The organism is Roseateles sp. UC29_93, from assembly GCF_042695725.1.
Classification (GTDB): domain Bacteria; phylum Pseudomonadota; class Gammaproteobacteria; order Burkholderiales; family Burkholderiaceae_C; genus Roseateles; species Roseateles noduli_A.
In genome coordinates this window covers 4,306,863-4,328,953 of record NZ_CP170545.1, presented here as the reverse complement: position 1 = coordinate 4,328,953, position 22,091 = coordinate 4,306,863, and the positions used below count along the sequence as shown (strand labels likewise).

Genomic DNA, 22,091 nt, shown 5'->3' with positions numbered 1-22,091 from the left:
AGACCTCGCAACAACGGCGCGCACGCCGCGCCCCTTCGCATGAGACCGGTGTTGATCCTTCAGCACGAACCCGCGCAAGGTCCGGGCTACCTGCTCCAGTGCCTGCGCGCGCACGACGTGCCGGTGCATCTGCTGCGGCCCGACCTGGGCGACACCCTGCCGCGGACCGCAGGCGCGTTCAGCGGCCTGGTGCTGCTGGGCAGCGATCACGGCGTCAACGACGGCACGCCCTGGATCCGCGCGGAGCAGGCCCTGCTGATCGACGCGCTGCGGCATAGCCGGCCGATCCTGGGCCACTGCTTCGGCGCACAGCAGCTGGCGCGCGCGATGGGCGCCGGCGTGGCCCGCAATCCGCGGCCCGACATCGGCTGGCGCGAGCTGTGGATCACGCCCGCCGCGCGCGCGGACTGTTCGGCGGCGAGGATCGCCTGCTCAGCTTCAACTGGCACTACGACAGCTTCCAGATCCCGGCGGGCGCGACACGGACGCTGTTCGGCTCGAACTGTCTGAACAAGGGGTTCTCGCTGGGCCCGCACATCGGACTCCAGAGCCACCTGGAAGTGACCGAGCAAAGCCTGCGCGACTGGTGCGCGCAGGGACGCGAAGAGCTGAGCCGCGGACGCGGCGTGACGGTGCAGAGCGAGGCCGAGATCCTGGCCGCCCTGCCCGAGCGCCTCGCGCGCCTGCGCGGCGCGGCGACGAGCGTCTATCGACACTGGATCGGACAACTGGAGCGGCCACCCGTCTTCGGTCGCGCACGCGCCGCCTGATCCTGACCGGTCTTCTTCGCATGGCGGTCGAGTACCTGCCCCCCTCCCCTGTGGCATCCGACCGGCCTGATCGGAATTGATTACTCCGACGGGGCAGCGGTCGAATCAACGTCGATGGATTTCCACTGACCCCGTGCGCCGCCGCCCATGAGTGACGCACGCGTGTCATCAACCAGCAGGAAATCATCAATGAAAACCAGCCGCACCACCGACTACAGCTCCCTGTCCGACTACCAGGACATGGCCCCTTACCAGCAGGCCGAAAGCGACTGTCGGACACCGTGGGAGCAACGGGGGGCAGCCGGGTTGCCGTCCAACCAGGTGCCCGGCGAGCAAGGCCGAGTCGCCAACGGGCAGAACGACCCGATGCGACTGGAAAAGGCGCCAGCCACCCACCTGCCGTCGGGCCTCGCCGCGCTGCCTGCAGGCAACGGCGTTCTTCCCAGCATCTCCAACCGCGCGTCCGGCGCGTATGCCGCGCCCACGCCGAGCATGGATCGTCCCGCGACCTTGCGGCCGGCACGGACCCCGCGAGTTGACGAAGCGCGTCGCCATGGGGACGTCTTCGAGGGCACTGCCCTGCGAAATACGGGGCGACTCGGCGTCGTTGGCGATGTCGGTCGCGGCAACGGGCCGGAGCTCCCCGCTCGCCGATATCGCCAGAGTGAGATCGATTGAACCGGCGGCCGGGCGGCACCGTCTACTGCGGGTGATCGCCTCCGGGAAACCCCGCCCTGAGTCCTCCCCCATCCGACCGATGCGCGCGCCCCCGGGCACCCCCTAAGGTGTCCGCAGGAGCGCGCCGCGCTCCGGCCCGCCGCGGCGACGCGGCTCAGCAGGGAGCACACATGTTCGGTCTGACCCTCCTTGGCGCTGTCCACACGGCGTTCGCACTGGTGGCCCTGGTGGCCGGCTACGCATTGATCTTCCGGACCGGCCGCATCGAGGGCCAGTCCACGCTCGGTCGCACCTACCTCTGGTGCACCGTCATCACCTGCCTGACGGCGTTCGGCATCTTCCGTCATGGCGGCTTCAACATCGCCCACGTGCTGGCGATCGTCACGTTGGTCACCTTGGCCGTCGCCGTCGCGGCGCATCGCACGCGCTTCCTCGGCGGCCTCTCGCCGTATGCGGAGACGCTGGGCTACAGCTTCACGCTGTTCTGCCACATGATCCCCGGCCTGAACGAGACCTTCACCCGCGTGCCGGTCGGCGCCCCGCTGTTCACCGGCCCCGACGACCCGGCGCTGCAGAAGGCGATCGGGGTCGTGTTCCTGCTCTTCGTGATCCTGATGGCCGTGCAGGCCTGGCGCATCCGCAAGGGCCCCTCGGCGGGACGGCAGCCGCATCCCGCCTGATCCGATCCGGATCACCTCCCGGCCCGGACCGCTGAAGATCACGTCGGGCAGCGTCGGCGCGAATCGACGAGTTGACGCAAGGACGAGTTGCCGAATTGGCGGAGGGTCCGATGGACGAATGGACGCGTCGGCTGGACGATCGGATGCGTCCTGAACGGTGACGGGCGTGGCGGGCACGGATACTGCGCCCGTCCTCACCTCCTCGCGCGCCCGTCGCGCGTCATTCCGATGTCCACGCCCAAGACCGTCCTTGCCGTCCGCCATCTGGCTTTCGAAGACCTCGGCCTGCTGCAGCCCGTGCTGGCCGAGCGCGGCTTCGATCGCTTCCTCACGCGGGACGCAGGTGTCGATGATCTGCGCGACGTGGACCTCGATGCGGTCGATCTGCTGGTCGTGCTCGGCGGCCCGATCGGCGCATACGACGACGCGCTGTATCCGTATCTGAACGACGAGATCGCGCTCATCCGCCGACGCCTCGATTCGCGGCGGCCGCTGCTCGGGATCTGCCTCGGCGCGCAACTGATGGCGCGGGCGCTGGGCGCCGACGTGCGGCCGATGCCGCATGGCCGCAAGGAGATCGGCTTCGCGCCGCTGACGCTCACCGGGTCCGGCCGCGACTCCGCGCTCGCGCCGCTCGCGAGTGCTGCGAGCGGTGCGAGCGGCGTGGTCGACCAACCCGTGCTGCACTGGCATGGCGACCAGTTCGAGATCCCGGCAGGCGCGACGAGCCTGGCCACCACGCCGCTGTGTCCGAACCAGGCCTTCGCGATCGAGGGCTTCGCGCTCGCGCTGCAGTTCCATCTGGAAAGCGATCCCGCACGCCTGGAGCAATGGCTGATCGGCCACGCCGGCGAGCTCGCGCAGGCGCGCGTGCCGCTGGACGCGCTGCGGCGCGACGCCGCCACGCATGGCACGGGTTTGCGCGCCGCGCTCGGCGCGGTCGTCGACCGCTGGATGGCGGACTGGCCTCAGTCCGCCGGGCAGTAACGCACCACATGCGCCTCCGTCGGCACCGGCAGTTCCCACTTCCGCAGCATGCCCTGCAGCGCGCTGTTGGAGAGCGACGTATCCCGCCGGTCATTGCGACGCAACAGCTCCGCGCGTGGCCGCTCAAGGTAGACGATCTCCACCTCCGCGCCGTACGCGAAGAGCAGATCCAGCGTCTTGTCGCGCATCTGCTGGCTGAGGTGGGTCGCGTTCCATACGAACGGCGCCCGGGCGCGCAGCAGCGACTTCGCCTTGTCCACGGCCGCGTGCGCGACCTTGCCTTCGTTCTGCCCGTGCCGCAGGCCGAGTTCCGAGCGGGCGTCGTCGAAGGACACCATCGGCAGGCCGCGCCGGTGCGCCGCGATCCACGTGTCCTTGCCTGACGCAGGCAAACCGCACATCACCGTGACGCGAGCGCCGGACTCCTGGAACAGCGCGTACTCGGGGTGCACGTCCGCACCGCGGAAGTAGCTGACTCGCGTGTGCGCGTTCACGAACGCGCGCGGCCGTCCGTAGCAGCCCTCCTCCCGCGCCAACTCCCGGAACAGTTCGATGTGATCGAGCACCCGGTCGCGGTCCTGGCAGACGCGACCGCGCATGTCGGCTTCGGCCAGCGCGGCCAGCAGCGGCAGGCTCAGCCGGCACGACAGCTCGCGCACGATGAACTCCGGCGACAGACCGCGCTTCGAATCGGCCAGCGCGAAGAACGGCACCTGGTGCACGGCGATCAGGCGGCAGACCGCCTCGCGCTGCTCGAACGGCATGCCCGCGTCCCACAGCAGCACGCGCGCATCGATCGCGCCGATGCGCGAATGGCCCGGCTGGCCGATGGCGCCCGTCTCCGGATCGATCACGGTCGTCGCATGCTTGGACATGTCGTGCAACAGCGCGGCCAGGAACAGCACCTCCTGGTCGGCGCGGCTCGCGGCCTGGTAGTCAGGCAAGGCGAGCAGTTCCTCGATCACCATCATCGTGTGCGTCCAGACGTCGCCCTCGGCGTGATGGCGCGGATCCTGCGGCGTGGTCTTCGCGAGTTCCAGCACCGGGAACGCAGCCAGACAGGCCGCGAAGTCCGGAGACCGGCCCGCTTCAGGCACCAGGGCCTGGATGTCTTTCCATTGAATGTTCATGCTTCTCTCCTCCGTCCCGTTCAGGGACATCGGCGTTCGTACTCGTTGCGCGAGGCGGCTTTCATCGCCGCCATGGCCTTCAGCGCGGACAACGACGTGATCGTCTCCAACCCGAGATCGCCCCACGTCACCGTCGGCCGTTCGGCGAAGAGATCCGCCCCCGGCGCCAGCGCGTTCGGCAAGATCGGTCGCCGGGCATGGTGGGTCTCGCTGTCAAGGATCGTCTGCGTGAAGGACGGCCTCACCAGCTTGAAGCGACCGAGCACCTGTTCGTCGTCCTCGATCTTCAGGTAGAGGCCTTCGGACTGGTCGCACTTGTCGGTCTGCTTCCAGCACAGATCGAGCGGCAGCGATTCGCGCCGCGTCGCGGCCTCGAACGCGTTGCGCCAGTCCGGCGACTTCGCCAGCGAGCGCATCACCAGCTTCCACAACAGTTTCGGATCGGTCGGCATCGGTCCCGCATACAGCACGGGCACCGACAAGACCGGCGATCCGGCGAGCAGCGCATGACGGCGCGGCGTCGACAGGAAACGCGACGTGGCGCGGTCGTAGACGTCGAACTCGTTGAAGTAATGCGGCAGCCGGTCGTACCAGACGCTGTGCTTGGCGTAGGCCCATTCGCCGTACAGGACGTAGCGGTCCTCGAGGCGCTCGATCAGCCGGTGCTCGTGCGCGAGCGCCCAGATCTTCATCGGGTTGAACTGGCGTTCGCCGAATCCGCCGATGAGGTAGTGGCCGCGCGACTGCAGCAGCAGATCGCCGCCGTCGCTGAACGAGATGCCGGCGTTGGCGCCGTCGAGTTTTTCTTCGATGACGACCTGGCAGCCGTCGAGCGCCGCGAGCGGCATCTGGTCATGGGCGGAGTCGCCCGCCTGCAGGCGGCTGCCCGCGAGGTGCGCCGTGCGTGGATAGCGCAGCAGCGGCAGGGATTGCAAATGCATCGGGTCCGTCACCCGCCGCGTTGTTGGCGCGCGCGGGTCCTGGTGGGGTCAGGAAACCGACGGACGTGTCGCGGGCGCGGTCGAGTCGCTGCCGCTCCGCAGGAGCGGGCAGAGTCGCTGGGGGAAGTCGCGGGAGGTTTCGTGCCCCGCCGGCCTCATGGCAGGCGTCGGGGGCGTCAGGAACCGGTGCCGCAGCCTTCGCGGGCGCAGACGGCGCCGACACGATGCTGCAGAGATGCAGTCGTCGGCAATCAGCAGTGGATGGACGTACGGATCTTCATGGGGCACCTCCTGGACAGTGAAGAGGTTGGAACGCGCGCGGACGGAGCCGTCCGGCGTGGGCGCGATTCTTCAACGCGGGGTTCGTCGCGTCAACCCGCGCCAAACAGCAATGACGCATGGATCCGACACAGGAATCGGGGGCACGGGCCACTCGGGCGGCCTTGGTCGGAAACGGGAACACAGCGACGCAGTGTCATCACGACGTGATGGTCCGATCCTTCTTCTTACCATCGGCCGTCAGCACGTGCTCCTGGATCTGACCGCTGGAGAACGTCGTGCGCAACAGCAGCAGGTTCGGCGCGCTTGCAATGCCGGCACTGAACGCGGGGGCGGGCAGCCCCCAGGCGGGGCTCTCGCGCGTCCGGATCCGCTTGTCGTCGTGCATCCACTTATCCATCTTCCTCGCGAACTGCTCCGGGTACTCCGGCGCCGGACAGGCGATGTTGGCCCAAGGGTCGCAGATGTAGAGGTGCTTCGGCCAATCGACCAATGGTCGCGTGATGAAACGCTGATCCAAGGTGCCGACCACGGCCGCCAGATGATCGACGCTGAAGTGGACTCTCGATGTCTGCACACCGGGGAATCGCTCCCCAATCAGGTCCTGGGCCGCCCAAGCCAATCGCTCGCAGTTGCTGACGTCATTGGTCCACACGTCCACCGAACGTCGGGCGTTGAGTCGGGTGTCTGATTGCAGACCCGGGGTCAGGTGGCGGATTCCTGGAAATGCCGGATCTCGCCGATCGTTGACCGACCATTTGTTCGTCGACTTTCTCTCTACATACCGTCGATTGTGCAGCGCCAGCCGGACGTCCTCCAACGCCTCGGATGCTGCCAATCGGTTGATATCCGCCTGTGAGTTGTCATCGCCATCCGCGACCTCGCGGGGAACACCCGCCGGTTCACCTGCGTCGACCCGTCGCAAGGTATTCCAGGCCCTCGAGGCGCCATGCGTCCGCAATCGACTGGCCTTCTCCGCATCGGCAGCCGATCCCATGAGAGGGAGAGCAGGCGGCCATGCATCGCAAGCGAGCCCCGCGTCAGATCGGAACGACTGCAACATCCGCCAGTCTTCGTCGGCATCCCGCCGGTCTTTGCCGATATCGTGAGACAGCTCTCGCGAAGTGAATGGGTTCCAGGGCGGGAGCATGCTGACCAGTCGCGAGTGTCGGGAGAGACTCAGTCGCCGTCGGCAGACAACGGTTCCGCGAGCGCCGGCAACACCTCGCGGCCGAGCTCCTCGATGACCTCGCGCGCCGGCCGCCCTCGCCCAAGGTTGAACAGCACATGGGCCACGCCCATCGCGTGCAGGCGCCGCAGATAGCCGATCAGCGCGTGGCGTCCGGTGCGCAGGCCGAGCTCGAGCGGCTCCGGGGCCAGATCCGGATCGGCGAGCAGCTCCAGCTGCACCGACTGCACGAACGGCTTGGCGCCGACACCCTTCTGCTCCAGCGCGCGCTGCCACAGCTCGATGCGGCCTTCCTGCCGCGCTTCCTCGCGGTGATAGGTGGCCCACGCATCCGCATGCGTCGCCGTCCATTGCAGCGACTGCCGCGCCGAGCCCACGACGATCATCGGGATCCGTTGCGCCGGCGCGGGCAGCACCTCGAAACCACCGGTCGCGGCGACCACCGCCGCGCGTTCATCGGCGTCGGGCGACAGCGCCGCGCGCACGATGGCCCAACGACTGCGGAAGCTCTCCGCGCGCTGGTCCAGGTCCTCGCCGAAGGCCGCGAACTCCGCGGGCCGGTCGCCCGACCCCATGCCGAGGATGAAGCGTCCGCCGCTGAGCCGGTCCAGCGACAGCGCGGCCTTCGCCACATGCAGCGGATGCCGCAGCGGCAGCACGATCGCCGCGGCGCCGACGGCGATGTCGCGCGTCGCGCCGGCCAGCGCGGCCAGCCAGAGGAAGGGATCGTCGAGCGCGCTCGCCGTGTTGTCGCTGCCTTGCGGCACCATCAGCGGGACGTCCCGCGTCCACAGCGCCGCGAAGCCGAGCCGGTCCGCGAGCGCGGCCAGCGCGATCGCCTCGCCGACATCGGCCATCCGGTCGGGGCTGGCGTCGACGGGCGTCATCAGCCCGACCGTGAGCCGGCCGGGCCGAAAGACGCGAGCATGCGCGCGGTTGAACGGAAAGGAGAACGGGGAAGAGTTCATTCGATCCATGGCATCGTCGCTGTTGCGGAGATCGCCAGCGCCATCGCCTCAGATGCCAGTATCTCGCTCCTGTGAGCTGCCACTGCTCTGCAGCAGCACGTTCCTGAACTGCCCGTTCCGATGGGTGAGGCGCGCAAGCACCTGCGGGGCCTGGTTCACGATGTCGAGCCACGCCTTGTCATTCGCAGGGTGCCAATCGCTCCCCTCACGGATCAGCTTCCTGCCCGCTGCCCATTGCTCCATCTTTTCGGTGAAAAAGCGGGGGTAGTCGCAGGCGCGGCAGTTGAGATTGGCCCAGGGGTCGCAGACCTGGAGATGCGGCGGCCAGGTCGCCATGGGGCGGGACGCTGTCTCCGCGTCGAGGGCTCCGATCACGGCCAGGGAATGCGCTCCCGCGAGCATGACGAGGCTGGTCGGGAGCTCGGGATGGCGATGCGCCAACACGTCTTGTGCAGCGATCGCCAGCTCGGTGCAGTTGTGGGTGGTGGCCTGCCAGACGCTGGCCGAGTGAGCCACGGCGGCGACCGGCGAGTAGCCGAAGCTGGTGGCTCCCGAATAGCACTCCCTCGGAAAGATCGGCGGCGCCTCCCCCGACCTCATCTTGTTGTCCGACTTGAGCGCTCCGAATCTGCGGTTGTAGAGCGCAAGATGCACCTGTCGCAGCGCTTCCGCGCTGGCCGACTCTGCCGCCTTCGCATCTTGCGCGCGGGCGCCGTACGTCCTCAAAGGGCCGGCGGGCTGGCCTTGCAGGATCTGGGCATGACTCCGCTGGGCGCGTCCGGCGAACTGCCTTCGCAATCGCTCGGCGATCGCAGCATCATGGGTGGCGCGGACCTTGAAAGGCAGACCGGCGTAAGCGACGTCCACCGCGGCGACATCTGCGGCGGGCGCACGATCCACCGGTTCGCCGACGCGGTGCCCGACGACCTCGAGAGATGAAAATGGAATGCGCATGGGATCTCCTGCAATGGAGATCCCGTAGTCGAACGACACCCGCCGCAGTTCGCTCCACGGATGGTGTTCGAGCGCTCACGCGCTCGATCCGTTCACTTGGTCTTCTGCTGCACCACCTTGACGTAGTCCGCCTGCAGCTTGGTCATGAAGTCGGTGGTGACGCGGAACTGCTGCTCGTGGAAATCGATCAGCTTCTGGAACTGGTCGGCGGCGACGTCGAAGGGCGGGCCGCCTGCGCGCATCGATTCCAGGATGGCCTTCTGCGATGAGAGCACGGTGCTCCACGCGACGTAGTTCTGTTCGAACGCCTTCTTCGACTGCTCGAAGAAGGTCTTGGCGAGTTCAACCTGAGCCTGTTGGATCATGAGATGTCTCCTTGTTGAGCGGAGCCGACCGGAAGGGTCGGTCCAGCGCCCCGATGCGGGCGTGCGGCCAATGCTACAGGCGACGCGCGCTTCGTGCGCGGGCATGTGGTTTGCGCCGCTCAGGGCATCAGGCGATACCCGACCCCGGTCTCCGTCAGCAGGTGCTTCGGACTCGCCGGTTCCGCCTCGAGCTTCTGACGCAGGTTGCCCATGTAGACGCGCAGGTAGTGGTTCTGCTCCACCTGCGACGGCCCCCACACCGCCTTCAGCAGCTGGCGGTGCGTCAGCACCTTGCCGGCGTTGCCGATCAGGTGGCTGAGCAGGCGGTACTCGATCGGCGTGAGGTGCACGTCCTCGGCGGCGCGGCGCACACGGCGCGCGGCCAGGTCGATCTCGACGTCGCCGAAGCGGAAGACCGGGTCCTGCTGCTCGCCGGACCGCGCCTGGCTGCGCCGCAGCGCGACGCGCACGCGCGCCATCAGCTCGCCGACGCCGAAGGGCTTGCTCAGGTAGTCGTCGGCGCCGTGGTCGAGGGCCGCGATCTTGTCGTCCTCGGCGCCGCGCGCCGACAGCACGATCACCGGCACCGCCGACCACGCGCGCAGGTCGCGCAGGAAGTCCTGGCCGTCGCCGTCCGGCAGGCCCAGGTCGAGGATGACCAGATCCGGCCGCCGCGTCCCCGCGTCGATCAGGCCCTGGCGCAAGGTGCCGGTCTCGTGCACGGACCAGCCCTCGCCCTCCAGGGCCAGGCGCACGAAGCGGCGGATGTTCGGTTCGTCTTCGACGATCAGCGCCACGGGGACGACGCTCAGCGGCGACTCGCTCACGATTGACTCACGGTTGGAGTTCCCTGTCTTCCTCGAACGCCGGCAGCGCCGGCGGCTCGCCCAGCGGCAGCGCCAGACTGAAACGCGCCCCGCCCTGCGGCGTCGCGCGCTCCGCCCAGATGCGGCCGCCGTGGGCCTGCATGATGGCACGGCAGATCGCCAGCCCCAGCCCCACGCCGGGCAGGTGCGACTCGCTGTGGCCGCGCGTGAATTTCTCGAACAGCGCCTCTTCGCGCCCGGGCGGCAGGCCGGGGCCGTTGTCCTCGACGGACAGGCGCATCTCGCCCCGGCCGGCGACGACGTCGCCGTCGACGTTCAAGCCGCTCGACCGGTGCGAGCCGCTCAAGACGCTCAAGTCGCCCGCATCGCCCGCGCCGTGCGTGCGCGCGATCACGCGGATCTCGCTGCCCGGCGGCGTGTACTTCGCGGCGTTCTCCAGCAGGTTGGCCAGCACGCGCTCGATGAGCACCGCGTCCAGTTCCACCAGCGGCAGCGTCGCCGGCACGTCCAGCACCACGCGATGCCGCGCCAGCGCCGTGCCCATCAGCTGCAGGCTGCTGCCGATGACTTCGTCCACCGGCTGCCACTGCCGGTTGAGCTTGAGCGCGCCGCTCTGCAGCCGGGCCATGTCCAGCAGGTTGTGCACCATCGCGTTGATGCGCAGCGACTGCTGCTCGATCGCCTGCGCGGTCTCGGCCGCGCCGGGGTCCAGATCGCGCTTGGCCAGCGTCTCGGCCAGCCCCTGCAGGGCGGCCAGCGGCGTGCGCAGGTCATGCGACAGCGCCGACAGCAGCGAGTTGCGCAGCCGCTCCGATTCGATCTGCAGCAGCGCCTGCTGCGCGACCTCGACGTAGTGCACGCGCTCCAGCGCCTGCCCCGCGATGCGCGCGGCCGTCTCCAGCTGCGCGCGGCGCTCCGGCAGCATCAGCGTCTGCGCGTCGCCGGGGCGCAGCGCGAGCACGCCGCGCGTGCGCATCGGCGCGCGCAGCGGCAGATAGAACCATTGGCTGCCCGGCAGCGTGTCCGTGCCCAGGCCCGCCGCCTGCTCGTGATCCAGCGCCCAGCGCGCGGTCCCGGCATCGGAGCGATCGCCGACGGCCAGGGTCTCCTCCGTCGGCGACGGCTGCAGGCGGTCGTCGTCGTCGAGCACATGCAGCAGCGCCCGTCCGCCGAACTGCAACGCGAGCTGCTGCTCCGCCGTCGCGACGACCTGCTCGGTCTGCAGCGCGCCGGCGAGTTCGCGGGTCAGCTCGAACAGGCCGCGCGCCCTCGCCTCGCGCTCCGACGACACGCGCGCCTCATAGCGCAGTCCCGCCGTCAGCTGGCCGGTGATCAGGCCGACCGCCAGCATCACGACGAAGGTGATCACGTATTGCACGTCGCTGACCGCCAGGCTCAGCCGCGGGGCGACGAAGAGGAAGTCGAACAGCGCGACGCTGAGGAAGCTGGCCAGCACGGCCGGTCCGCGCCCCCAGCGCATGGCGACGCCCACCACGCCGAGCAGGAACAGCATGACGATGTTGTCGTTGGCGATGCGGTGCGACAGCGGCCAGCAGACCGCGGCCACGCCGACGCAGGCCAGCGTCGCCCAGACGTAGCGCCGCGGCGCGGCGCCGAAGGTCGGGCCGGGGTCGTCCTCGTTGCTGCGCTGCGTCGCCGACGCGCCGACCTGGATCAGGTCCAGCTCCGGCGCCGCGCGCCCGAGGTGCGCCGCCAGGTCGCGGCTGCCCCAGCGCCGCGGCGAGGGCGCGCCCCGCCCCATCAGCAGCTTGGACAGGTTGTGCTCGCGTGCGTACTCGGCCAGCGCCTGTGCGGGATCCTGCGCGGCCAGCACCGCCGTCGTGGCGCCGAGGTCCTGCGCCAGCCGCACCGCGCGCAGGGACCGCTCGCGGCGCGCGTCGGGCAGGCGGTGCAGCGCCGGCGTCTCGACGTAGACCGCATGCCAGCTCACCGCCAGCTGCTGCGCGAGCTGCGCGGCGCTGCGCACGACCGATTCGGCCTCGTCGCCGGGCCCGATCGCGCAGAGGATCGCGGCCTCGGTCTTCCACACCGGCGCGATGCGCTCGTTGCTGCGCCAGGCCTGCACGTCGTCCTCGACGCGGTCGGCCGTGCGGCGCAGCGCGAGCTCGCGCAGCGCCATCAGGTTGCCCTTGCGGAAGAAGTGCTGGCCGGCGCGCTCCGCCTGCGCGCCCTGGTAGACCTTGCCGGCCTTCAGCCGCGCGAGCAGTTCGTCGGCCGGCGTGTCGACCAGCACGACCTCGTCGGCCCGGTCGAAGAAGGTGTCGGGCAGCGTCTCCTGCACCCGCACGCCGGTGATGCCGCCGACGACGTCGTTGAGGCTCTCCAGGTGCTGGACGTTGACCGTCGTGTAGACGCTGATGCCGCTGGCGAGCAGTTCCTCGACGTCCTGCCAGCGCTTCGGATGCCGCGATCCGGCGACGTTGGAATGCGCCAGCTCGTCGACCAGTATCAGCGCGTCCGGCTGGTCCTTCAGACGCGCCAGCGCGCCGTCGAGGTCGAACTCCGGCAGCGCGCGGCCGCGGTGGTCGACCTGCCGCATCGGCAGTCGCGGCAGGCCGTCGAGCAGCGCGGCGGTGTCGGCCCGGCCGTGCGTCTCGACGACGCCGATCAGCGGCGCGCGGCCCTGGTCCGCCAGGTGCCGCGCCGCCTGCAGCATCGCGAAGGTCTTGCCCACGCCCGCCGAGGCGCCGAAGTAGATCCGCAGGCGGCCGCGCGCCTCGGACTGCTCCTGCCGCTGGAGGTGGGCCAGCAGCGCGTCGGGGTCGGGTCGGTCGTCGGTGGGGCTGCGCATGGAAGGTGATTGTCGTGTCAGGGCGCCGCGGACGGCGTGTCATCGGTTCGTCGTGGCGACAGGCGTGCGGCCAGCGCCGCCAGAGGAGGGAGGACCTGTTCCCGCCGCCTCGTCGCCAAGGCGGCGACCATGTCGGCGTATGCCTGCGACGCGGCGTCGTTGGCGGCGCGGACCGCCTCGTCGTCGTCCCCGGCGGCGTCGATCACGGCGTCGAACCGGGCCTGCGCCTCGGACAGCAGGCGAGCCTCGTGCGCGCGATGTCCCGACTCGCGGTCCAGCACCTTCGACAGGTGGTCGCCGACCAGTCCGCCCGGCACCAGGCAGTCGTGCGAGGTGGCGAAGCCGCTCTCGATCTCCGCGTCGATCAAGGCGTCGGCCTGCCGGTCGCGTCGTCGCGTCACCTCGTCATCACGCCACCGGTCGCCGGCGATGCCCAGGTGCGCATAGATCGGCGTGTCGCCGACGTCGGCGGCCTCGGCCGGCGCATGCCCCAGTCGCGTTCCCAGGCGGGTCCGCACGGCCTGCCGGAGCAGCATCGCCTCCTCGAGGGTCTCGTTGAAGTCGCCGTGCGTCTCCACCACCCACTGATCGGCGCGCAACCCGCAGGCGAAACGCAGCGCGATCTCGACCGCCGCGGCGGTGTCGCTTGCCTCCCCGGCGTCGTTCAGCAGGGCCATCTGATGCAGAACCCGCAGGTACGCGTCCGCGCAGCCGCCGTCCTGCGAGCGGATCATCGCCTCGCATTGCGACGCGAAGGCCCCGTCGTCCAGTACGCGCAGGAGCACCGGACCGACGCGCGCACGCAGCGCGGCCCTCTCGTCGCGCTCCGTCGCCCCCCGGTGCCACCGGATGAGCCGCACCAGCCAGGACAGGAAGTGCGGCCTATCGGTCAGTTGACCGCGTTGCCTGCCCGTCCAGATCAGGCTCGGCGTCAGCCGGATGATTTCGTCCAGCATCCGGCCCCGTACCGACAGCACATCCAGGTCGCGGACCAGTTCCGGATCGTCGCCGCGAGGAAACTCGCCGCCGCCGAACAACAGTCGGGACAGTCGGGGGAAGTCGCTCACCAGCCCCGCGACCACGCGCCGTCGCCAGGCGTCCCGGGGCCATCCCTCGCCCGCCGAGTCGATGTCCAGCGAGTCCGCTTCCGGCCATCGCAGGGCTGCCGGCGCGCGCTCCGCCTCCAGGTGCGCGCCGCTGAACCGGATGCCGAAGGAGAACCGCTCGGCCAGGACACGGTTGACCTCGCCGGGATCGAACACGGCCTCTCCCCGGTAGTCCAGCGTCAATCCCAGCGCCTCGCCACGTGAGCGGGCGATGTCCGCGATCAAGGCCGCCGGTGGCGCATCGAGGTCGGCCACCCAGGCGTTGCCGCGCAGCAGTCCCGCCGTCGGCAAGGACTGGCACGCGCCGTGATGCGCCTGGCCGGCCAGATGGACATACCAGCGTTCCCGCCGCAGGGCGTCCCCGGGACGGGGCCTCGTCCATCCACCGGCGAAGTGCCGCCAGGGGCCGCCTCGAGCTGCCGGGCATCGCTTCTGGCAGCAGGCCTCCAGGGGGCCGCAGCACCATGCGCAGGCCCAGCAGGCGGACCAGATGGAGCGCGTCGCTCACCACGTCCTCCTCCTCCCGGGACAGGAACACGAGATCCTCGAAGACGGGGTCAGGACTCAACACCTGCACGGCGGCATCGCGGAGCGCCTGCAGGGCGGGAGTCAGCGCCGCGGCCGGCACGGCTTTCAGGCATCGGGACATGGCGGCGGCCTCGGCGCGGTCCAGCCACCGCGGTCGCCTCGGGGGAGAAGAGCGTCTCGCTGGTGTACGCGCCGACGTCCGTGGCGCGGGACAGCCCGTCGATCATGCCGGCCACCTCGTCCTGCACGTCCAAGGGGCAGGTGCTCCTCGGGAGGGCGAAGGGCGCCCTTCGCAGTTCGGCGGCGATCGCCTCCATGGCCGCGAGCCGATCCGCGGGGGTCCCTGGCGCCTGCGCGACGAGCCCGCATCGCAGGGCGACCTGACTGTCGTCGACGATGGCGGACAGCAGCCTCTCGATGCGCTGAGCGAGCGCGGGCTTGACCGGCGCCGTGCCGCTCAGCGCCACGACGTCCCGGGCCAGCCGGTCGAACACCCGCGGACGCCCGCAGGACCCCAGCACGTCCGGTCGATCCACGACATCGCGAAGGGATCGTCCCAGGACCTTGCAGAGGCGCTGGAACTTGCCGACGCCGTCGTGGCGACCCGGAGTGCTCAGCACCCATCGACCGTCCTCCTCACGACGGGCATGGTCCATCAGCGCCGGCACCACCAGGTGGCTGTCCTTCGGCAACACGATCTCCATCAGGTTCGGGCAATGCTGCCGATAGGCGGGCAGCCATCGCCAGTCCTGGACGTCCGGACATCCGGCGAACTCCAGGCGTCGTGTCCAGGCCGCCGTTGTCGCGGGCAGCCGCCCGGACAGCGTGTCCAGTGCGGCGGTGCCCAGTTGCCAGGCTTGGCCAGCCGGAGAGATTCGATCGTTCTCCGGGGCGTTGGGGTGGCGATGGCGGATGAAGGTGGAGAGCCAATCGTCCGCCGAGTCGTCCGCTGAATCGTCCGCCGGGTCGTTCGCCATGTTGCCGGTCGTGTTGCCGGTCGTGTTGCCCGTCCTGTTGCCGGTCGTGGCGGCGGTCGACCCCAAAGGCTGGATGAGGGCCGGCCGCTCCAGTTGGAGCGTCGACTGCCACGCCAGTCCCGCTTCGAGCCGGGGCCTCTTTGCGGGGACCGGACCGGAAGATCCCGCTGACGTCCGCGGCGAGGCGTCGACCATCCAGGGGGACAAGGGGTTGTTGGACATCGGATGCACGCGGAGTCTCCTGCTGAGCGATCGAGGTGATCGACGCAGGGTCAGTGGCCGGATCGACGCAGCGGCATGCATCAGATCGCGGGCGGCAAGGTGTCGGTGGGTCGGGTGGCCGACAGGCGGTCCTTCAGCGTCCGGATGGCGCCGTCGAGATGCTGTCGACGCCGGGCCTGCAGCGCGGCGCTCAGGCCGTCCAGGTCCCGCGTCATGGCATCGTCGGCGGCCTGCTGGGCCACGGCATCGTCGCCGGCCTGCGCGGACGCGTGCTCATAGCGCGCCCGCGCCTCCGCGCGGAGCCCTTCCTCCAGCGCGGCATTGCCGATCTCCTGATCCAGACGCCTCGTCAACAGGTCGCCGATCAGGCCGTCGGGGTCCAGGCAATCGAAGGACGTGGCGAAGCCGCTGGCGATTTCCGCCTCGATGATCGCGTCGGCCCGCCGCGATCGCGCCGCGCGCCCGGAGGCGTCGTTCCACCGGGCGCCCTCCCTGCCCAGATGGCCGAAGCTCACGTCCTCCAGCACCTGGACATCGTCGCCAAGCCGGTCGCGCAGGCGCTGCGCGACGGCCACACGCAGCAGCAGCGCGTCCTCCAGGTTCTCGTGGTACTCGGGGTCGGCCGCCTGGGCCGCGCCGTCGGCGCGCAGCATGCAGGCCAGCTGGAAGGCGGCCAGCACGGCCGTGTGGGCATCGCCGGTCAGGCCGCCATTGCTCAACACGACCAGTCGATACAGCGAGCGGCGATAGGCATCGACGCATCCCCCGTCCTGCTGGAGGATCTGGTCCGCGCCACGCGCCGCGAAGGCCTCGTCCTCGATGACGCGGAGCACCACGGGCGCGACCAGTGCCGCCAGGGGTGGTCCGGCGTTCGACCTGTCCGACAGCGCATAGAGCCCGTGCAACCAGTCCCGGAATGCCGCTTGCGTCCTCAGACGATTGCGTTGCCGGCCATTCCACAGGACGCCGGGGAGTCGCCCGCCGATGTCGTCCACCCGCTTGTCCCACGCGGCCCGGTCGAAGGTGACGGGCGTGTCCATCACCACGGTGACGTCCTGGGTCGGACAGCAGAACTGACACGCGACCGCGTTCGGAAGATCGGCGGCCACGGCCTGCCTGATCGCTTGAATGTAGAGAAGGCGGTCCGGGCAGGTGAATTCCTGCTCCGTCAGGTGGATCTCCACCCGTTCCGCATCCTCCCAGCGCAAGCGCTCCGGGATGCGGTCGCCCACGAGACGCGCGCGCCGGATCCCCAACCCGAAGGCGAAGCGCTCCGCCAGCACGCGATTCACCGCATCGGCACTCGTCACGGGCTCTCCCAGCCAGTGCAGATCCAGCCAGAGCGCCCGCCCCCAGAAGGTCGCGATGGCGGCGATGGGCGGGCTCGGCGGCGCATCCAGATCCGGCTCGCCCGGCTTGCCACGCAGCAGGCCGGGCACCGGTGTCCGCTCCCGCGTGTGCCAATGCGTCTGGCTGAGGATGTGCCAATGCCACCGCTCGCGGCGGAGGCCGTCGATGCCGGTCGCGCCGGCCACCCAGTCCGTCAACGCCGCCAGCGCCGCGCGCACTTCTGGAGGAAGCGCCTCCAGCCTGGCGCGTTCGAGCCAGGGATTTCCGATCACGCGGCACTCGGGCTGGAGGGCCAGATGGAGGGCGTCGATCAGGACATCCTCCTCCGCGAAGGAGAGGAACACGGTGTCGGCGAAGGCCCTGTCCGCCTGCAGGATCCGCAACGCGCAGTCGCGAACGAAACGCATCGTCGCCGTCATGACCGACGCGGGCACGCGATTCAGGAACTCCACGGCTGTCCAGCGCTCCGTGGCGGTCAGCGATGTCGGACGCGACGCTTCGTCGCTGCCGATCCGGCCATGGGCCGCGCGCCCGCGCGGACGGGCATGCGTCGCGTTCATGCGGACGATCAAGCCGACGGCGGCATGCGAACTCCCGAACGACAGTCCCTCGACGCGCGGAGATGGCAGCGTGACCAGCGGCGCGCGCTGCAGTTCGGCGACCATCTCCTCCATCGCCGCCAGACGGTCCGGGGGTGTCCGCTGCTCCTTCGCGATCAGCGCGCAATGGATGGCGATCTGATCGTCATCGACGATGGCGCGCACCAACGCGGCGATCCGATCGCCCAAGGCGGGATCGGGTGGCGCCGCGGCGCGGATCGCCTCGACATCGCGCGCCAGACGCTCGAACAGCGGAGGGCGCCCCATCGCGCCGAGGACTTGCGGCCGTCGCACCGAATCGCCCAGCGTGCGGCGCAGCGCGGCGCAGAGCAGGTCATGACCGCCCACGCCGTCCTCGCGCCTGGCGATGCGCAGCAGCCAGCGACCGTCCGGTGTCCGGTCGCCGTGCGTGCGCAGATCGGGCACCACCCGCTCGCTGCCGCCGGGCAGCACGATCTCCACCAGGTTCGGGCAACGTTGCACATACGCGGGCAGCCATCGCCAGTCCTGCGCATCGGGCATCTCCGCGAACACCAGGCGGCGTGTCCAGGCGGCCTGCTCGACGGGCACGCGGGCGTGAAGCGCCGCCTGCCCTTCCGTGGACAGGTCCCAGCGCGCCCCGTCCGCCCGGATGCGGACCGCCTCGTCGCCGGATCGCGAGTCCGGATCGACGCACAGCGCGGGTCGTTCGAGCATCAACGCATGAGGCGGCCCCAAGGTCGAGCCGAACACCTCCACGGCCCCTGGGCGCGCACCGGAGAGGAACGGCCCGCGCCTCGACGGCAGGTCGCCGGCCGTCTCTTCGAACGAGCGCCCCTGCGGGTTGTGATGCGGGCCGTCATGCGGACTGTCGCAAAAGCTGTCGTCCGAGCTGCTGAACGAACTGTTGAACGAGCGGTCGAACGAGCTGTTGAAGGAACTGGGGTTCATGCCACGGGGCTCGCGAGTCGATCCATCGCGCATCAGTGTGCGAATGCCCCGCGGCGTTGCGCGAGTCGCGTCAGAAGGTCCTGGACACGCTCAGCACGACGCCCGTGTCGCCCAGCCGCTTCGCGCGCTGCGCGGACGAGTCGCCGGCCTGGTACAGCGCCTTGTCGGCGTCGGTGCCGACGACGGCCAGGCTGAGCGTCAGGCCGCCGAGGTCCTTCATCTCCTTGCTCACGGACAGCTTCCAGTCGGTGTAGGACAGGTCGCCGTACTTGCGCACCCACAGGTGGCCGAGGTGAACGCCGGCGTTGACCCCCTGCCCCAGCTCGAAGCCGTAGTTGAGGTCCAGGTAGGCCGTGCCCTTGGACGAGCCCTTGGCCGGCAGTGCGTTGAAGTAGGCGTAGCCGGCGGTCTCGCTGTCCAGGCCGAAGTAGTCGGTCGCGGCGACCGACAGCTTGGCGGAGAACGTGCCCGCCGTGACGGCGGCATAGACGTCGACGTTGTCGTACTTGTTCGAGGTCGGCTGGCCGGGCGCGGCGTTCAGGCGCGCGCCGGGATAGACGTAGGCCAGCGCGCCGACGTCCAGCGTGACGGCCTCGGTCACCGGCAGCTTGTAGCCGCCGTAGAGGTCCCACTCCATGCCGGCACCGTTGTTGTAGCTGTTGCCCGAGACGTTGGACGCCCAGGTGCCCAGGTACAGGCCGCTGCTGTGGCTGTAGTCGAAGCCGGCCTGCACGGCCGGGCGCTTCCAGGTCTGGCTGATGCCGCGGAAGCGGTAGTCGCTGACGAAGGCCACGTTGCCGGTGAAGGTGTGCTCGGGCGCCGGCGCGGGCGCGGCCGCCGGGGCTTCGCCTTCGGCGCGCGCGGCGGCGTGCAGGAAGCAGGACGAGATCAGGAACAGCGAGAGAAGACGAGTTTTCATGAAGTTCAATGAGCGGGTTGCGCCTTGTCGAGCGCGAGGTTGAGCTTGAGCACGTTGACGCGCGGTTCGCCGAGGACGGCGAGGTCGCGGGCCTCGGTGTTGGCCTGGATCAGGCGCTGCACGGCCTCGATCGGCAGGCCGCGTTCGCGGGCCACGCGGGCGGCCTGGTATCGCGCCGCGGCCATGCTGATGTGCGGATCCAGGCCGCTGGCCGAGGCGCTGACCAGGTCGACCGGCACCGGCGCGGTGTTGCCCGGATCGGCGGCCTTGAGCGCCGAGAGACGACCCTTCACGGCATCGACCAGCGCCGGGTTCGTGGGGCCCTGGTTGGAGCCGCTGGAGCCGGTGGCGTTGTTGGCCATCGGACCGGTGGCCGACGGACGGCCCCAGAAGTAGCGCGGCGACGAGAAGTTCTGGCCGATCAGCTCGGAGCCGACCACCTTGCCGTCGTGCAGGATGAGGCTGCCCTCGGCCTGGAACGGGAACATCGTCTTGGCGACGCCGGTCACCAGGGCCGGATACAGCAGGCCGGTGACGGCGCTCAGCAGCACGAAGCCGACGAGCGCGGGGCGCAGCATGCGCAACGGCGAATGGGAGGTCGACGCCGAGGTCGACGTTGAAGCCGACGAAGCGGTGGATTGCGCGGTTGTCATGATGGAGTCCTCCGCGTCACACGAGGTGGAGCGCGACCAGCAGCAGGTCGATCGCCTTGATGCCGACGAACGGCACGATCAGGCCGCCCAGGCCGTAGATCCACAGGTTGCGGCGCAGGAGCGCGGCCGCGCCGATGGGCCGGTACGCGACGCCCTTGAGCGCCAGCGGGATGAGCGCGACGATGATCAGCGCGTTGAAGATGACGGCCGACAGGATCGCGGACGCCGGGCTGTGCAGGCCCATCACGTTGAGCGCGGCCAGCTGCGGATACACGCCCAGGAACATCGCCGGGATGATGGCGAAGTACTTGGCCACGTCGTTGGCGATGGAGAAGGTCGTCAGCGAGCCGCGCGTCATCAGCAGCTGCTTGCCGGTCTCGACGATCTCCAGCAGCTTGGTCGGATTCGAATCGAGGTCGACCATGTTGCCGGCCTCCTTCGCGGCCTGCGTGCCGCTGGCCATCGCCACCGCCACGTCGGCCTGCGCCAGCGCGGGGGCGTCGTTGGTGCCGTCGCCGGTCATCGCGACCAGGCGGCCTTCGGCCTGGTAGTCGCGGATCAGCTTGAGCTTGGCCTCGGGCGTCGCCTCGGCGAGGAAGTCGTCGACGCCCGCCTCGGCCGCGATCGCCGCGGCGGTGAGGCGGTTGTCGCCGGTGATCATCACCGTGCGGATGCCCATCTTGCGCAGCTGCGCGAAGCGCTCCTTGATGCCGCCCTTGACGATGTCCTTGAGCTCGACCACGCCCAGCACGCGGGCCTGGCCCTCGTTCAGGTCGGCCACGACCAGCGGCGTGCTGCCGCGGCGCGCGACTTCCTCGGCCACCGCGGTGACCTGCGCCGGCATCTGGCCGCCGTGCTGCTCGACGAAGCGGCGGATCGCCTCCACCGCACCCTTGCGCAGCTGGCGCTTGGGCGCCGCGGGATCGCCGAAGTCGACGCCGCTCATGCGGGTCTGCGCGGTGAACGGGACGAAGTGCGCCTGCAGCGTCGCCAGCTCGCGCTCGCGCAGGTTGAAGCGCTGCTTGGCCAGCACGACGATGGAGCGGCCTTCCGGCGTCTCGTCGGCCAGCGAAGCGAGCTGCGCCGCGTCGGCCAGCAGCTGCTCCTGCAGCGTCGGCGCCGGCACGAAGGCGCTGGCCTGGCGGTTGCCCAGCGTGATCGTGCCGGTCTTGTCGAGCATCAGCACGTCGACGTCGCCGGCGGCCTCGACCGCACGCCCGGAGGTGGCGATCACGTTGGCCTGCATCAGCCGGCTCATGCCGGCCACGCCGATCGCGGACAGCAAGCCGCCGATGGTCGTCGGGATCAGGCAGACGAGGAGTGAGACCAGCGCAGTGATGGACACGACGGTGCCGGCGCCGGCCGCTTCCACGCTGAACAGCGAGTACGGCAGCAGCGTCACGGTGACCACGAGGAACACCAGCGTCAGCGCGACCAGCAGGATGGTCAGCGCGATCTCGTTGGGCGTCTTCTGGCGCTTGGCGCTCTCCACCATCGCGATCATGCGGTCGAGGAAGGCCTCGCCCGGGTTGACGGCGATGCGCACGACGACCCAGTCCGACAGCACGCGCGTGCCGCCGGTGACGGCGGAGAAGTCGCCGCCGGATTCGCGGATCACCGGCGCGGATTCGCCGGTGATGGCGCTCTCGTCGACCGAGGCGACGCCTTCGATGACCTCGCCGTCCAGCGGCACCAGGTCGCCGGCCTCGACGAGCACGACGTGGCCCTTGCGCAGCTCCTCGGACGGCACCGGATGCCAGGACGAGCCATGGCGCGGGGTCTCGAGCTTCTTCGCCCAGGTCTTGGCCTTCAAGCCGCGCAGCGACGCGGCCTGCGCCTTGGAGCGGCCTTCGGCCAGCGCCTCGGCGAAGTTGGCGAACAGCACGGTGAACCACAGCCACAGTGCGATCGCGAGCATGAAGCCGGGGCCTTCGGCGCCGGCCAGCTCGGGCTTGGCGAAGCTCGCCAGCCACAGGCCGGTGGTGAGGATGCTGCCGGCGTAGACGACGAACATCACCGGGTTGCGCAGCTGCACCGACGGCGCGAGCTTGACGAACGAATCGCGGATCGCCGGCTTCACCAGCGCGGGGTCCCACATGCCGGTCCTGGCGTTGGGGCGCGGGGGCTGCGGGTCCTGTCCTTGCGGGCCGGAAGATCCTTGCGGACCTTGCGGTCCCGTGGAGACCTTGGCGCCGCCGAGGACCTCGGTGCGTGCCGAGGCAGGCAC

Annotated in this window: 18 protein-coding genes; 4 read left to right on the top strand and 14 right to left on the bottom strand. The window is 70.0% G+C overall.

Annotated elements, in window-relative coordinates; translation table 11 throughout:
• Positions 1-39: 39 nt before the first annotated feature.
• From ACFJIX_RS20215 to ACFJIX_RS20200, 4 genes are all read left to right on the top strand, one after another.
• Complete coding sequence (locus tag ACFJIX_RS20215; RefSeq protein WP_377154200.1) at positions 40-510, top strand: type 1 glutamine amidotransferase; 471 nt, start codon at positions 40-42, stop codon at positions 508-510.
• A 449-nt stretch (positions 511-959) separates the two neighbouring features.
• Entirely contained in the window at positions 960-1,448 is a 489-nt protein-coding gene (locus ACFJIX_RS20210) for a hypothetical protein (RefSeq protein WP_377154197.1), read from the top strand.
• Positions 1,449-1,618: 170 nt separating this feature from the next.
• Positions 1,619-2,128 (top strand): hypothetical protein, encoded by a 510-nt coding sequence (locus tag ACFJIX_RS20205; protein ID WP_377154194.1) that lies wholly within the window; start codon positions 1,619-1,621, stop codon positions 2,126-2,128.
• Between the two features lie 228 nt (positions 2,129-2,356).
• Complete coding sequence (locus ACFJIX_RS20200) at positions 2,357-3,115, top strand: glutamine amidotransferase (RefSeq protein WP_377154191.1); 759 nt, start codon at positions 2,357-2,359, stop codon at positions 3,113-3,115.
• Here the strand turns inward: ACFJIX_RS20200 and ACFJIX_RS20195 are convergent.
• The 14 genes from ACFJIX_RS20195 to kdpB form a co-directional block, all read right to left on the bottom strand.
• Positions 3,097-4,245: an AAA family ATPase gene (locus ACFJIX_RS20195; protein ID WP_377154188.1), complete on the bottom strand. Its 1,149-nt coding sequence runs from the start codon at positions 4,243-4,245 to the stop codon at positions 3,097-3,099. The genes ACFJIX_RS20200 and ACFJIX_RS20195 overlap by 19 nt on opposite strands.
• A 20-nt stretch (positions 4,246-4,265) precedes the next feature.
• Positions 4,266-5,186 carry an RNA ligase family protein gene (locus ACFJIX_RS20190; protein WP_377154185.1) on the bottom strand — a complete coding sequence of 307 codons (921 nt, stop codon included), beginning with the start codon at positions 5,184-5,186 and terminating at the stop codon, positions 4,266-4,268.
• A 478-nt stretch (positions 5,187-5,664) separates the two neighbouring features.
• Positions 5,665-6,462, bottom strand: a complete 798-nt coding sequence (locus ACFJIX_RS20185; protein WP_377154183.1) for a hypothetical protein — start codon at positions 6,460-6,462, stop codon at positions 5,665-5,667.
• Between the two features lie 182 nt (positions 6,463-6,644).
• The gene (locus ACFJIX_RS20180; RefSeq protein ID WP_377154181.1) at positions 6,645-7,631 is read right to left on the bottom strand and encodes a TIGR03571 family LLM class oxidoreductase; all 987 of its coding nucleotides are present in this window, start codon (positions 7,629-7,631) and stop codon (positions 6,645-6,647) included.
• Positions 7,632-7,670: 39 nt separating this feature from the next.
• Positions 7,671-8,576, bottom strand: coding sequence for a hypothetical protein (locus ACFJIX_RS20175; RefSeq protein WP_377154179.1), 906 nt, complete (start codon positions 8,574-8,576; stop codon positions 7,671-7,673).
• A 92-nt stretch (positions 8,577-8,668) separates the two neighbouring features.
• The gene (locus ACFJIX_RS20170) at positions 8,669-8,941 is read right to left on the bottom strand and encodes a hypothetical protein (protein ID WP_377154176.1); all 273 of its coding nucleotides are present in this window, start codon (positions 8,939-8,941) and stop codon (positions 8,669-8,671) included.
• Between the two features lie 119 nt (positions 8,942-9,060).
• Positions 9,061-9,768 (bottom strand): two-component system response regulator KdpE, encoded by a 708-nt coding sequence (kdpE, locus tag ACFJIX_RS20165; protein ID WP_377154173.1) that lies wholly within the window; start codon positions 9,766-9,768, stop codon positions 9,061-9,063.
• A gap of 7 nt (positions 9,769-9,775) precedes the next feature.
• Complete coding sequence (locus tag ACFJIX_RS20160) at positions 9,776-12,580, bottom strand: DUF4118 domain-containing protein (protein ID WP_377154170.1); 2,805 nt, start codon at positions 12,578-12,580, stop codon at positions 9,776-9,778.
• 17 nt (positions 12,581-12,597) lie between these two features.
• The gene (locus ACFJIX_RS20155; protein ID WP_377154168.1) at positions 12,598-13,977 is read right to left on the bottom strand and encodes a hypothetical protein; all 1,380 of its coding nucleotides are present in this window, start codon (positions 13,975-13,977) and stop codon (positions 12,598-12,600) included.
• Between the two features lie 266 nt (positions 13,978-14,243).
• Positions 14,244-15,422, bottom strand: a complete 1,179-nt coding sequence (locus ACFJIX_RS20150; RefSeq protein ID WP_377154165.1) for a hypothetical protein — start codon at positions 15,420-15,422, stop codon at positions 14,244-14,246.
• Positions 15,423-15,493: 71 nt separating this feature from the next.
• Positions 15,494-18,292, bottom strand: a complete 2,799-nt coding sequence (locus tag ACFJIX_RS20145; protein ID WP_377154163.1) for a hypothetical protein — start codon at positions 18,290-18,292, stop codon at positions 15,494-15,496.
• A gap of 70 nt (positions 18,293-18,362) precedes the next feature.
• Complete coding sequence (locus ACFJIX_RS20140) at positions 18,363-19,211, bottom strand: TorF family putative porin (RefSeq protein ID WP_377154161.1); 849 nt, start codon at positions 19,209-19,211, stop codon at positions 18,363-18,365.
• 5 nt (positions 19,212-19,216) lie between these two features.
• On the bottom strand, positions 19,217-19,864 hold the full coding sequence (gene kdpC / locus ACFJIX_RS20135; RefSeq protein WP_377154159.1) for a potassium-transporting ATPase subunit KdpC: 648 nt from the start codon (positions 19,862-19,864) through the stop codon (positions 19,217-19,219).
• A 16-nt stretch (positions 19,865-19,880) separates the two neighbouring features.
• Positions 19,881-21,962 carry a potassium-transporting ATPase subunit KdpB gene (gene kdpB, locus ACFJIX_RS20130; protein WP_377161872.1) on the bottom strand — a complete coding sequence of 694 codons (2,082 nt, stop codon included), beginning with the start codon at positions 21,960-21,962 and terminating at the stop codon, positions 19,881-19,883.
• Positions 21,963-22,091: the final 129 nt, after the last annotated feature.

What these genes read in the sequence shown, in the direction of transcription:
- ACFJIX_RS20215 (WP_377154200.1), top strand. Translation starts at nt 40, where the DNA reads ATGAGACCGGTGTTGATCCTTCAGCACGAACCCGCGCAAGGTCCGGGC.
- ACFJIX_RS20210 (WP_377154197.1), top strand. Translation starts at nt 960, where the DNA reads ATGAAAACCAGCCGCACCACCGACTACAGCTCCCTGTCCGACTACCAG.
- ACFJIX_RS20205 (WP_377154194.1), top strand. Translation starts at nt 1,619, where the DNA reads ATGTTCGGTCTGACCCTCCTTGGCGCTGTCCACACGGCGTTCGCACTG.
- ACFJIX_RS20200 (WP_377154191.1), top strand. Translation starts at nt 2,357, where the DNA reads ATGTCCACGCCCAAGACCGTCCTTGCCGTCCGCCATCTGGCTTTCGAA.
- ACFJIX_RS20195 (WP_377154188.1), bottom strand. Translation starts at nt 4,245, where the DNA reads ATGAACATTCAATGGAAAGACATCCAGGCCCTGGTGCCTGAAGCGGGC.
- ACFJIX_RS20190 (WP_377154185.1), bottom strand. Translation starts at nt 5,186, where the DNA reads ATGCATTTGCAATCCCTGCCGCTGCTGCGCTATCCACGCACGGCGCAC.
- ACFJIX_RS20185 (WP_377154183.1), bottom strand. Translation starts at nt 6,462, where the DNA reads ATGGGATCGGCTGCCGATGCGGAGAAGGCCAGTCGATTGCGGACGCAT.
- ACFJIX_RS20180 (WP_377154181.1), bottom strand. Translation starts at nt 7,631, where the DNA reads ATGGATCGAATGAACTCTTCCCCGTTCTCCTTTCCGTTCAACCGCGCG.
- ACFJIX_RS20175 (WP_377154179.1), bottom strand. Translation starts at nt 8,576, where the DNA reads ATGCGCATTCCATTTTCATCTCTCGAGGTCGTCGGGCACCGCGTCGGC.
- ACFJIX_RS20170 (WP_377154176.1), bottom strand. Translation starts at nt 8,941, where the DNA reads ATGATCCAACAGGCTCAGGTTGAACTCGCCAAGACCTTCTTCGAGCAG.
- ACFJIX_RS20160 (WP_377154170.1), bottom strand. Translation starts at nt 12,580, where the DNA reads ATGCGCAGCCCCACCGACGACCGACCCGACCCCGACGCGCTGCTGGCC.
- ACFJIX_RS20145 (WP_377154163.1), bottom strand. Translation starts at nt 18,292, where the DNA reads ATGAACCCCAGTTCCTTCAACAGCTCGTTCGACCGCTCGTTCAACAGT.
- ACFJIX_RS20140 (WP_377154161.1), bottom strand. Translation starts at nt 19,211, where the DNA reads ATGAAAACTCGTCTTCTCTCGCTGTTCCTGATCTCGTCCTGCTTCCTG.
- kdpC (WP_377154159.1), bottom strand. Translation starts at nt 19,864, where the DNA reads ATGACAACCGCGCAATCCACCGCTTCGTCGGCTTCAACGTCGACCTCG.
- kdpB (WP_377161872.1), bottom strand. Translation starts at nt 21,962, where the DNA reads ATGTGGGACCCCGCGCTGGTGAAGCCGGCGATCCGCGATTCGTTCGTC.